The 9,200-nt window shown below is 63.3% G+C and carries 9 protein-coding genes; 4 read left to right on the top strand and 5 right to left on the bottom strand.

Annotated features, from left to right (window positions below; all coding sequences use genetic code 11):
- Positions 1 to 104: 104 nt before the first annotated feature.
- Together ACFFWD_RS18715 and ACFFWD_RS18710 are read right to left on the bottom strand one after the other, a co-directional pair.
- Complete coding sequence (locus ACFFWD_RS18715) at positions 105 to 899, bottom strand: substrate-binding domain-containing protein (RefSeq protein WP_376967705.1); 795 nt, start codon at positions 897 to 899, stop codon at positions 105 to 107.
- A gap of 195 nt (positions 900 to 1,094) precedes the next feature.
- A complete protein-coding gene (locus ACFFWD_RS18710) occupies positions 1,095 to 2,318 on the bottom strand; it encodes a polyhydroxyalkanoate depolymerase (RefSeq protein ID WP_376967711.1) in 1,224 nt (407 codons plus the stop codon).
- Between the two features lie 182 nt (positions 2,319 to 2,500).
- On the opposite strand from ACFFWD_RS18710, the gene ACFFWD_RS18705 reads away from it, so the two are divergent.
- Both ACFFWD_RS18705 and ACFFWD_RS18700 read left to right on the top strand, forming a co-directional pair.
- The gene (locus ACFFWD_RS18705; protein WP_376967703.1) at positions 2,501 to 3,157 is read left to right on the top strand and encodes a glutathione S-transferase; all 657 of its coding nucleotides are present in this window, start codon (positions 2,501 to 2,503) and stop codon (positions 3,155 to 3,157) included.
- Positions 3,158 to 3,499: 342 nt separating this feature from the next.
- Entirely contained in the window at positions 3,500 to 3,934 is a 435-nt protein-coding gene (locus ACFFWD_RS18700; protein ID WP_376967701.1) for a cupin domain-containing protein, read from the top strand.
- 239 nt (positions 3,935 to 4,173) lie between these two features.
- On the opposite strand, the gene ACFFWD_RS18695 is transcribed toward ACFFWD_RS18700, so the two are convergent.
- The gene (locus ACFFWD_RS18695; protein WP_376967699.1) at positions 4,174 to 4,407 is read right to left on the bottom strand and encodes a hypothetical protein; all 234 of its coding nucleotides are present in this window, start codon (positions 4,405 to 4,407) and stop codon (positions 4,174 to 4,176) included.
- A 182-nt stretch (positions 4,408 to 4,589) separates the two neighbouring features.
- Here ACFFWD_RS18695 and ACFFWD_RS18690 point away from each other — a divergent pair, with 182 nt between their 5' ends.
- On the top strand, positions 4,590 to 4,967 hold the full coding sequence (locus ACFFWD_RS18690) for a hypothetical protein (RefSeq protein ID WP_376967697.1): 378 nt from the start codon (positions 4,590 to 4,592) through the stop codon (positions 4,965 to 4,967).
- 109 nt (positions 4,968 to 5,076) lie between these two features.
- On the opposite strand, the gene ACFFWD_RS18685 is transcribed toward ACFFWD_RS18690, so the two are convergent.
- Together ACFFWD_RS18685 and ACFFWD_RS18680 are read right to left on the bottom strand one after the other, a co-directional pair.
- Positions 5,077 to 6,180 (bottom strand): mandelate racemase/muconate lactonizing enzyme family protein, encoded by a 1,104-nt coding sequence (locus tag ACFFWD_RS18685; protein WP_376967695.1) that lies wholly within the window; start codon positions 6,178 to 6,180, stop codon positions 5,077 to 5,079.
- Positions 6,181 to 6,321: 141 nt separating this feature from the next.
- Positions 6,322 to 7,554: an ABC transporter substrate-binding protein gene (locus ACFFWD_RS18680; RefSeq protein ID WP_376967693.1), complete on the bottom strand. Its 1,233-nt coding sequence runs from the start codon at positions 7,552 to 7,554 to the stop codon at positions 6,322 to 6,324.
- Between the two features lie 234 nt (positions 7,555 to 7,788).
- Here ACFFWD_RS18680 and ACFFWD_RS18675 point away from each other — a divergent pair, with 234 nt between their 5' ends.
- On the top strand, positions 7,789 to 8,628 hold the full coding sequence (locus ACFFWD_RS18675) for an AraC family transcriptional regulator (protein WP_376967691.1): 840 nt from the start codon (positions 7,789 to 7,791) through the stop codon (positions 8,626 to 8,628).
- Positions 8,629 to 9,200: the final 572 nt, after the last annotated feature.

Genomic DNA, 9,200 nt, shown 5'->3' with positions numbered 1-9,200 from the left:
GAATCCCTTTCTTCCGATTTGGCAACTACTTGCAGACGCCCACATGCGATTCCCCTGCCCGCAAGCGGGAGAGGTAAGGCCAGCCTTCGGATGGACCGTCTCGTTCAATGCGTCGCACCGGCCGGGATTGGGTCCAGCCCGCTCTTGACCAGCGTGTCGCGGGCATCGGGCGAGGCGAGGAAGCTGATCAGTGCCTTGCCGGCATCGGGCTCCTTCGCAACCGTGGCGATGCCGGCGGAGAACACCGTGATCTTCTGCAGCGCCTCGGGCAAGGGACCGACGATGTCGATGCCGGCGACCGGCTTGAGCTCGGAGATCTGCTGGAAGCCGATCTCGGCCTCGCCCTTGGCGACGATCTCGCCGACCGGGGTCGCCGGAATCTTCCGCGCCTTGTCCTTCATCGCATCGGCAATGCCGAGCTTGGCAAACATCTCGGTCGAGACATAGACGCCGCTGGCGCTGTCGGAATAGGCGATCGTCTTCGCCGCGAGCAGCGCCTGCTTGACGGTCTCGGCTGAGCTGACGTCCGGCTTCGCTGCGCCTGATTTGACCGCGATCCCGATCGGCGACTTCACGAGGTCGACGCGGCTGTCGGCCTTGACCTTGCCCTGCTTGATGAGGTCGCCGAGCGCGGTGCCGACCATGATCAATACATCCACCGGCTCGCCGCGCTCGAGCCGCACCGGGATCGCGTTCACCGTCGTGCCCATCGAGGGGCCGTAGGCGGTGACGACCTTGTGTCCCGTCTTGCGCTCGAACTCCGGCACCAGCGCGTTGTAGGCCGCCGTCAGCCCGCCCGAGATCATGACGCGGACTTCAGCGGCGGATGCGGTGGCCGACAGTGCAAGGCCGCCGATGAAGGCGAGCGCGAGGGCGCGGGCGGTGGTGGAGGGGCGCATGGAGTTTCTCCCGGAGACGATTCTTGGGCAGGGGTCGTCGTGGCGGGATGTTAGCTCGCTGAAGGAACCACGGCTAGGGCCGCTATGCCGTCATTGCGAGCGAAGCGAAGCAATCCATTTTTCCACGCGCGCGGAGGGATGGATTGCTTCGTCGCTTCGCTCCTCGCAATGACGGGGAGAGACCGTCGCAAGCGCTCACGAATTCACATGCACGAAATCCCGCAGCAGCGGATAGATCTCGTTGTTCCAGCGCTTTCCCGAGAACACGCCGTAGTGGCCGACGCCGGCCTGCATGTGGTGCACCTTGCGATAGGTGCGCACGCCGGCGCAGAGGTCTTGCGCCGCGAGCGTCTGCCCGATCGAGCAGATGTCATCCTTCTCGCCTTCCACCGTCATCAGGCCCATGCGCTTGATCGCTGCGGCATTCACCGGGCGGCCGCGGTGCATCAGCCTGCCCTGCGGCAACAGATGCTCCTGGAACACGTCGCGCACGGTCTCGATGTAGAATTCCGCCGGCAGGTCCATCACGGCGAAATATTCATCGTAGAAGGTCTTGATCACGTCGGCCTTCTCGGTCTCGCCCTTGGCGATGTGCTGGGCGAGGTCGATGTGCTGCTTGATGTGCCGCTCGAGGTTCATCGACACGAATGCCGTGAGCTGGACGAAGCCGGGATAGACCTTGCGCAAGGCGCCCTTGCACTGCAACGGCACGTAGTTGATCAGATTGTCCTCGAACCACTTGATCGGCTTGCTCTTGGCGAACTCGTTGACCTTGGTCGGCTGGATCCGCGTGTCGATCGGACCTGCCATCAGCGTCAGCGAGGCCGGACGTGCGGGGTGGTTGTCCTCCGACATGATGGCGGCAGCCGCCAGCGCCGAGACCGAGGGCTGGCAGATCGCGACCATGTGCGCGCGCGGGCCGAGCTGGTCGAGGAAGTTGATCAGATGGTCGGTGTAGTCTTCGAGCCCGAAGCGGCCATGATCGCGCGGGATGTCGCGCGGATTGTGCCAGTCGGTGATGTAGACGTCGTGGTCCTGCAACAGCGTCTTCACGGTGCCGCGCAACAGCGTGGCGAAATGGCCGGACATCGGTGCCACCAGCAACAGCCGCGGCTGCTCGGGACCGTCGACCTTCTTGAAATGCAGGAGCGAGCCGAACGGCGTCGCATAAGCGACCTCCTCGGTCACCTCCAGGTCCCGGTTGCCGACTGTCACGCTGCCGATGCCGTAAGGAGGCCGCGTGTAGGTCAGGGTGGCGCGGGAGATCAGCTCGAGCGCGGCCGCGAGCCGCCCGAACAGCCGGTCCGACCTGCCCTGCGGCACCAGGTTGAGATATCCGAGCGCCGTTGCCGCGCCTGTCCGCCATGGCGCCGTAAAGTCCATGTGGTTCTGATAGGCCTGGTACATCATTGACATCATACGCATCCGCCCTTGCCGCGTGCCGCCATGCAATATCGACGCCAAAGCGGGGGCAGGCCGCCCGGGAAATTGGCACGTCGCTTGCTGCAAAAATGACTGGCGCCCAGCCATTGGGCAGGGCGGCTCGCACCCCGGCAGGGTTCCCGGAGGCGGGAAGGCGTTCAGGCGTGAGAGGAATGGGCATGGCGACGACGACACTGACCATCAGCAGCAAGAACTATTCGTCCTGGTCGCTGCGCGGCTGGCTGCTGGCGAAATTCTCAGGGCTCGAATTCGAGGAGGTGATCACCGCGCCGGACGATGCCTCGGCCCGCGCGGAACTGTTGCTGCTGTCGTCCTCGATCCTGGTGCCCTGCCTGCGCCATGACGGCGCAACGGTGTGGGATACGTTGGCGATCGCCGAATATCTCAACGAGATCATGCCGCAGGCCGGCCTGCTGCCGGACGATCGGATCCAGCGGGCGCATTGTCGCTCGATTTGCGGCGAAATCCATTCCGGCTTCACGACGCTGCGCGCCTCGCTGCCGGTCAATCTCAAGGGGCACTTTCCCGGCTTCAAGATCTGGTCGCGCGCGCAGGCCGATATCGATCGGGTCTGCACCATCTGGCGCGATTGCCTGGCGAAGTCGGGCGGGCCGTTCCTGTTCGGCGCGCGCCGCACCGTGGTGGATGCGATGTACGCGCCCGTGGTCACCCGCTTCGTCACCTATGATGTGAAGCTCGAACCCGCTCTTGCGGCTTACGCCGATACGATCATGACGATGCCCGAGATGCAGGAATGGATCGAGGCGGCGAAGGCGGAGCCTGCCGACGTCGAGGAACTCGAGGTCGAATATTAGGCAACGCGCCGCGCGCCTTGCGTGCGGCCAAGGCTCAAGCTCCCGGAGGCTCAAGCTCCGGGCAGGTCTTGCTCAAGGGCGATGCCGCCGCCGACCGGCATGCACGCAGCACAGGATACCGCCGGTCGCGCCGGCCAATCGTGGAGTGCAAATTCGCGCTGTCCGGCAGGGGCTTCGCGCGCGCACGCTGTGGGGTCGGGGTGGATCGCCGCAGCGCAGCGCGGCTGGCAAGGATTTCGCATGGTTGTTCCCAAGCTGTGACCGCGACGATGCGACGCTGCCGAAAATTTGGACGCTGAGCCGCGCCGCGATCTCGCGAAACGAGAACCGTGGAGGCTTCACATGAACCAGCACGCCGTCGTCAGCAAATTCTCCCACGTCAAACCTGGTGACACCGAGTTCACGGGCGGAGGTCTGCGCGACTTCTTCCTGTATCGCGATCTCGGCATCGCCGATGCCACCGGCGGCCAGGTGATATGCCACCTCGTCAAGGCCAACCCGGATCTGCCGCCGGAGCAGGGCACCGGCTGGCACAAGCATCTGTGCGATTTTCAGATCGTCATCATGACCAAGGGCTGGGCGCGCTTCATGTACGAGGACAAGGAGACCCTCGTTCAGGCCGGCGACGTCGTGCATCAGCGGCCGGGCATCACGCACTATCTGTTCGATTACTCGAAGGACATGGAGTACCTCGAGATCGTGAGCCCTGCGGATTTCAAGACTGTCGATGTGGATCCGGCGACCGACAAGGTGCCGCCGATCACGCCGTGGACATGATCGCAGAGGAGATCGTCACGTCATCCCCTGAGGAATTAACCTTTGTCGTCGGCCGCTGGCTGCGGCCGACTGTCGGGGTCCTGTATGTGGTGCGACGTCTCGGCTTCGTGTCCACATCTAGCCGTGAACAACCGAGTACGGCGCCCGATCAGTGATTCGGACGCGGTTCGTTCCATCCGTGTTCCAAATCTTAAGAGTAACAATTGCAGCGTCGCGTTTTGAAACAGAGCGCGGCGCGCTTACGCTAAGCCTGCCTGTTTCTCGGCCTTTGCACGCGGCATGCGCCAGCCAATGACATTGGCTTCGACCGCGCCGCCGGTTGCATCATTGCGCCACCGCCCATCGACAAAGCGGCATGCGAACGGCAGCTGATACGTCCCGCTATGATCCTCGCAAAGCACTTCCACGCGCTGGTCGGGTGAAGGTTCGCCGTTGCCATCGAATTGCGCCAGCCGTTTTTCGCGCGTTGCCATCTGATATGTCTCCATCCCAAGGGTTCGAACCAATCAAGTTCCGAAGGCCCCCCATCCCACGAGAAGTTCCCCGCAATGATGCAGAGCACACCGCGTGAATGCGGTTTCAGTGTGGTATGGCTGCCGTGCTTCGCGCGTTATGCGCACAAAGCTGTGAACGGCTGACGTGATTGGGGAATACGATGATCGATCGTTTTGCTTTTGTTTTTTTTCTACTCGCAGCGCTTGCATCGGTCGGATCAGGACGCGCGGTCGCGCAGGACGTTCCCGGCATCGAGATCTGCACCGTTGAAAAAACCATGGAGCGGCGCACCAGCTGCCTGCAGAGCAATGTCGATTTCCTGCAGAAGACGATACAGAAACTCACGTCAGACCATCAGCAGAAGCTCGACGCCGCCAATCGCCAGATCGATGGATTGAAGAGCACGGTTGGGGGATTGCAGAAGCTCGTCGCCGATTTGCAGGCCGCGCAGGTGAAGGCGGCGGAGGATATCAAGAAGAAAGCCGACGCGCCGCCGGCGAAGGATGCGGCGCCCGCGGCGAAGGAGGGCGGGAAGTAGGATCCGTCATTGCGAGCGAAGCGAAGCAATCCATGGCGCCGCAGCGGAGATATGGATTGCTTCGTCGCTATCGCTCCTCGCAATGACGTGGGAAACGTGCGGCCCGCCCTCACGCCACCCGATACCTCTCCATCACATCCCGATCCGGCTCATAGCCGAGCCCCGGGCCCTGCGGCACGGCGATGTGACCGTTGGCATCGGCGTCGATCCGGCCGCCCCACAGACAGGCGGGGCGCGTCATGAAGAACGTCTCGATCAGCCCCTCGTCACGCACCGCCATCAGGTGCAGGGTCGCGAGGAAGCCGGGCCCGAAATAGGGCGAGTGCGGGATCACCTGGACGCCGAACTCGTCGGCGAGAACCGCGACCTTCAGGAATTCGGTCACGCCGCCGACCTTGATCACCGACGGCTGTGCGTGGCTGACCGCGCCGGCCGCCATCATCTGGCGGAATTGGTGCACCGTGCAGGCGTTCTCGCCCGCCGCGATATCGAGCCGACCCTCCTTACGCACCTCCGCAAGCGTCGCAAAATCTTCCGGCGGCCACACCGGCTCCTCGAGGAACACCGGCGCCGCCTGCTTGCAGTCACGCGCGAATTGAGTAGCCGCCGGTCCGTCCAGCGGGCAATTCATGTCAACCATCAGCGGCACGCCGGGTCCGATCGCCTCGCGCGCCGCTGCAACGGCCGGGATCGTGGTCTCGTGCAGCTTGATCGCGGAATAGCCGAGCTTGATCGCTTTCTTGCACTCGGATGCGATATGTCCGGGCGTGCCGATCCGCATCAGGCTTGCATAGGCCGGAATGCGCGTGCGCCTGGCGCCGCCGATCAACTGATACAGCGGCACGCCTTTCGCCTTGCCGGCGAGGTCCCACAGCGCGATGTCGAGCGCCGAGATCGCAAACATCGTGATGCCGTAGCGGCCGAACAGATGCAGATTGCGCTGGATCTGCTCCATGACCGCAGGAATGCCGGCGGCGTCGGGCACCTCGAGGCCGCGCGCCTGCGGCGCGATCATCTCGGCGACCGCCATGGCCGTTGTCTTCGGGCAGACATAGGCGAACGCATCGCCCCAGCCGGTCAGGCCGGCGTCGGTTGCGACCTCGACCACAACCATGTCGAGCGCCGAGATCGCGGACGCGCCCTGACGGAAGCTCGCGGGACCCGCGTCATAGGGGATGCGGATGTGGTGTGCGCGGACATCGGTGATTTTCATTGTTGTTGTCTTTCCTTCCGCAAGCGGCACTGTTTCGTCATTGCGAGCGAAGCGAAGCAATCCATTGTCTCCGAGTATGAGGAGCGATGGATTGCTTCGTCGCTTGCGCTCCCCGCAATGACGGCGGGCGTTTAGGCGGCCTTACGAGCTCTTCTCGCCGCTCAGGACCGGGCCGAACCGGTCCCAGCTCTCGCCCTTGAAGCGCATCATCTGCAACTGCTCGATCGGCGCGAAATCGTCCGGTGAGGTCTTGATCTTCGTTCCCGGCAGATAAATGCCGATCTCGAAGTTCAGGCTGGCCGCCTGCTTCATCACGTTCTCGCGGGTCAGGTTCTCGCCGCACTGGCGCAGCACCTGCTCCAGCCCCTTGGCAACGCCATAGGCGAACACGGTCGAGGCATCGTCCTGGTCGCCTTCGGGATACCATTTGGTCATGAAGGCGCGCCATTCATTCATGGCCGGGTCGCTCTTCCACTCGGGATCCTTCGGGTCCTTGAGATACTGGGTGGACAGGATGCCCTGGCTCGCCTCATAGCCGGCCGGCTTCATCACGCCGCCGATCGAGACCGAGACGTTGGTCAGGAAGTGGACGGGATGCCAGTCGAGCTCGGCGAGCTTCTTGATCGCCTGCGCCGCGAATTTCGGGGTTGAGATGTTGATGAAGATGTCGGGATTGGCGCCCTTGATCTGCACCACCTGCGAATCCACCGTCGGCGACGATGTCTCGTACGAGGACTCGATGACGATCAGCTTGCCCGCCTGGTCGCCGAGCCCGTCGCGCAGGCCGATCAGGTAATCCTTGCCGAAATCGTCGTTCTGGTAGAGCACGCCGATCGTCTTGCCGGGATAGTTTCGCAGGATGTACTTGCCGTAGATGCGCGCTTCCACCTGGTAGCTCGGCTGCCAGCCCATGGTCCACGGAAAATTCTTCGGGTCGTTCCACTTTGCAGCACCCGTGGAGACGAAGATCTGCGGCACCTTCTTGGCGTTCATGTACTTCTGGATCGCGGTGTTGCCCGGCGTGCCCAGCGGATTGAAGATCAACAGCACCTCGTCGCTCTCGACGAGCTTGCGCGCCTGCTCCACCATCTTCGGCGGGCTGTAGGCGTCGTCATAGGACACGAAATTGATCTTGCGGCCGTTGATGCCGCCTTCGGAGTTGAGCTTGTTGAAATAGGCCGCTTCCGTCTTGCCGATCGTCGCGTAGGCGGAGGCCGGCCCCGAATAGGGCATGATGTTGCCGATCTTGATTTCGGTGTCGGTCGCGCCCGGATCGTATTTCTTCTGTGCATTGGCCGCGCCTGCGACGGCAACAGCGAGAAGTCCCGCAAGTGCCGCGGACTGGACATGGCTCAAGAGTCGGTGGTGCATCATTGTCCTCCCTGACGTGATGGCCGCGGCTCAGTCTTGATTATCTGTTCGCTTGGGCGAGCCGTCGGATCGATGCATCCGCAAGTATGCACGATTGGGACTCTGTTGCCAGCGACGCCTTTGCGATAATTTCCGCCCGATGGAACAGACGGCGGCGCGCGAGGGGAGCAAGGACTGTCAAGCGCCGCGCCAGGCAAACGCGCATGATCGCCGTGCTTCAAGGGAAAGCCGTTGTCCATGAATCCAGCCCAGAAGGCGCTTTGGTACATCGAGAGCCATCTCGGCGCGCCGCTGACGCTCGACGAGATCGCCGGTGTTGCCGGCGTCTCGCGCTTCCATCTGGTGCGGGCGTTCGCGGAGGCGACCGGGTTCTCGGTGATGCGCTATGTGCGGGCCCGCCGCCTGAGCGAGGCGGCGCGTGAGCTCGCGGCCGGCGCGCCCGATATCCTGACGCTGGCGCTGGACGCGGACTATGGCTCCCACGAAGCGTTCACCCGCGCGTTCCGCGACCATTTCGGCGTCACGCCCGAGACGGTTCGCGCCACGACGTGCCTGACGACGCTCAAGCTCCAGGAGCCGATCACCATGATCTCGACCGCGCTCGACCATCTCGCGCCGCCGCGCATTCTCGCCGGCAAGGCCTTCCTCGTCGCCGGCATCGGCGAACGTTACAATCACGCCAACGGCAGCACGGCCGGTATTCCGAACCAGTGGCAGGGTTTCCACCTGCAATGCGCCGGCATTCCCCGCCAGGTCGGCAACGTCGCCTATGGCGTCTGCTGCAACGGCGACGACGCCGGCAATTTCGACTATATCGCAGGTGTCGAGGTCGCCGACTTCTCCGACCTGCCGCGCGAGTTCGCCCGCGTCCGCATTCCCGAGCAGCGATACGCCGTGTTCACCCATTCCGATCACATCTCGACCATCCGCCGCACCGTCAACACGATCTGGAATCGCTGGCTGCCGCAATCCGGCATGACGGTCGCGGACGCGCCGAACTTCGAGCGCTACGACGAGAAGTTTGACTCTTCGACCGGCAATGGCGGGCTCGAGATCTGGGTGCCGATCAGGGAGTAGTTACGACCTGACGCTAACCCGCCCCACGGCTCTATCCGACGTGAGGTGAGCACACAGCTCAGGCTCCCTCTCCCCTTGCGGGAGAGGGTGGGGAGAGGGGTAGCCCCGGGCGAGCTGATTAAGGAGAGCGCCGCTCTCACAACTTTCGAACACTTGTCGTCGCAACGCATACGGAGAGCTCGCGTCGTGTGGCACCCCTCTCCCTAACCCTCCCCCGCAAGGGGGGAGGGAACCCTTCCCTCGACGCGTCCCTAACTTGCCAATCACTGATTTGCCCGACGGGGCAAGCCCCCGGCGCAAAAATATTTCGGTTTTGCAGAATGGAAAATCAGTGTATGAATCCGTCCGTCTCACCCGACACGAGGGGCGGCTCGCGATCGTCACGAACGTGGTGTGGGATGCGGTGGACGCGGAGCGCGCAACTGACGAGTGCGTGTGACGCGGACGGTAAAGTCGTGTGGTCCTGACGCCCCAGTGGTTGGTGTCTCCTCGCAAGACGCGCGAAACGTCCTGCGAAGACGGTGACAAACAAGCCCGGTCTCGCCGGGGAGAGCACGAAATAAGCCGTAAAT

The organism is Bradyrhizobium erythrophlei, assembly GCF_042430365.1.
GTDB classification, from domain to species: domain Bacteria; phylum Pseudomonadota; class Alphaproteobacteria; order Rhizobiales; family Xanthobacteraceae; genus Bradyrhizobium; species Bradyrhizobium erythrophlei.
Note: the sequence above shows the minus strand (reverse complement) of the source record. Positions and strands in the feature narration are given on the sequence as shown.

Bases quoted from the DNA above. Each gene is read 5' to 3' on its own strand.
- ACFFWD_RS18715 (WP_376967705.1), bottom strand. From the start codon at position 899: ATGCGCCCCTCCACCACCGCCCGCGCCCTCGCGCTCGCCTTCATCGGC.
- ACFFWD_RS18705 (WP_376967703.1), top strand. From the start codon at position 2,501: ATGGCGACGACGACACTGACCATCAGCAGCAAGAACTATTCGTCCTGG.
- ACFFWD_RS18710 (WP_376967711.1), bottom strand. From the start codon at position 2,318: ATGATGTCAATGATGTACCAGGCCTATCAGAACCACATGGACTTTACG.
- ACFFWD_RS18695 (WP_376967699.1), bottom strand. From the start codon at position 4,407: ATGGCAACGCGCGAAAAACGGCTGGCGCAATTCGATGGCAACGGCGAA.
- ACFFWD_RS18685 (WP_376967695.1), bottom strand. From the start codon at position 6,180: ATGAAAATCACCGATGTCCGCGCACACCACATCCGCATCCCCTATGAC.
- ACFFWD_RS18680 (WP_376967693.1), bottom strand. From the start codon at position 7,554: ATGATGCACCACCGACTCTTGAGCCATGTCCAGTCCGCGGCACTTGCG.
- ACFFWD_RS18700 (WP_376967701.1), top strand. From the start codon at position 3,500: ATGAACCAGCACGCCGTCGTCAGCAAATTCTCCCACGTCAAACCTGGT.
- ACFFWD_RS18675 (WP_376967691.1), top strand. From the start codon at position 7,789: ATGAATCCAGCCCAGAAGGCGCTTTGGTACATCGAGAGCCATCTCGGC.
- ACFFWD_RS18690 (WP_376967697.1), top strand. From the start codon at position 4,590: ATGATCGATCGTTTTGCTTTTGTTTTTTTTCTACTCGCAGCGCTTGCA.